This window comes from Thalassospira mesophila (genome assembly GCF_002115755.1).
Taxonomy (GTDB): domain Bacteria; phylum Pseudomonadota; class Alphaproteobacteria; order Rhodospirillales; family Thalassospiraceae; genus Thalassospira; species Thalassospira mesophila.
Genome location: NZ_JFKA01000039.1, coordinates 1 through 1,313 on the forward strand (window position 1 = coordinate 1; position 1,313 = coordinate 1,313).

Consider the following 1,313-nt stretch of genomic DNA (forward strand, 5'->3'; position numbering starts at 1 on the left):
TTCGAAGCAACGCGAAGAACCTTACCAGGCCTTGACATCCAATGAACTTTCTAGAGATAGATTGGTGCCTTCGGGAACATTGAGACAGGTGCTGCATGGCTGTCGTCAGCTCGTGTCGTGAGATGTTGGGTTAAGTCCCGTAACGAGCGCAACCCTTGTCCTTAGTTACCAGCACGTTATGGTGGGCACTCTAAGGAGACTGCCGGTGACAAACCGGAGGAAGGTGGGGATGACGTCAAGTCATCATGGCCCTTACGGCCTGGGCTACACACGTGCTACAATGGTCGGTACAGAGGGTTGCCAAGCCGCGAGGTGGAGCTAATCCCACAAAACCGATCGTAGTCCGGATCGCAGTCTGCAACTCGACTGCGTGAAGTCGGAATCGCTAGTAATCGCGAATCAGAATGTCGCGGTGAATACGTTCCCGGGCCTTGTACACACCGCCCGTCACACCATGGGAGTGGGTTGCACCAGAAGTAGCTAGTCTAACCTTCGGGGGGACGGTTACCACGGTGTGATTCATGACTGGGGTGAAGTCGTAACAAGGTAGCCGTAGGGGAACCTGCGGCTGGATCACCTCCTTAATCGACGACATCAGCTGCTCCATAAGTTCCCACACGAATTGCTTGATTCATTGAAGAAGACGATAAAGAAGCAGCCCGAAATTGGGTCTGTAGCTCAGTTGGTTAGAGCGCACCCCTGATAAGGGTGAGGTCGGCAGTTCGAATCTGCCCAGACCCACCAATTTTGTGTGGGAAACGCCTGTAGAAATACGGGGCCATAGCTCAGCTGGGAGAGCGCCTGCCTTGCACGCAGGAGGTCAACGGTTCGATCCCGTTTGGCTCCACCACTACTGCTTCTAGACGTTGAAAGCTTAGAAATGAGCATTCCATCACTGCGATGGTGAATGTTGATTTCTAGTCTTTGATTAGATCGTTCTTTAAAAATTTGGGTATGTGATAGAAAGATAGACTGAACGTTACTTTCACTGGTAACGGATCAGGCTAAGGTAAAATTTGTGAGTTCTCTTAATTGAGAAATTCGAATTTTCGGCGAATGTCGTCTTCACAGTATAACCAGATTGCTTGGGGTTATATGGTCAAGTGAAGAAGCGCATACGGTGGATGCCTTGGCAGTCAGAGGCGATGAAAGACGTGGTAGCCTGCGAAAAGCTTCGGGGAGTCGGCAAACAGACTTTGATCCGGAGATGTCTGAATGGGGGAACCCAGCCATCATAAGATGGTTACCTTACACTGAATACATAGGTGTAAGGGGCGAACCAGGGGAACTGAAACATCTAAGTACCCTGAGGA

General features: G+C 50.6%; 2 tRNA genes and 2 rRNA genes. All 4 read left to right on the forward strand.

What is annotated here, in order from left to right:
• A 16S ribosomal RNA gene (locus tag TMES_RS21885) occupies positions 1-584 on the forward strand; the annotation flags it as partial.
• Positions 585-667: 83 nt separating this feature from the next.
• Positions 668-744: transfer RNA gene (locus TMES_RS21890), tRNA-Ile, on the forward strand.
• Between the two features lie 30 nt (positions 745-774).
• Positions 775-850: transfer RNA gene (locus tag TMES_RS21895), tRNA-Ala, on the forward strand.
• Positions 851-1,097: 247 nt separating this feature from the next.
• Positions 1,098-1,313, forward strand: a 23S ribosomal RNA gene (locus TMES_RS21900); the annotation flags it as partial.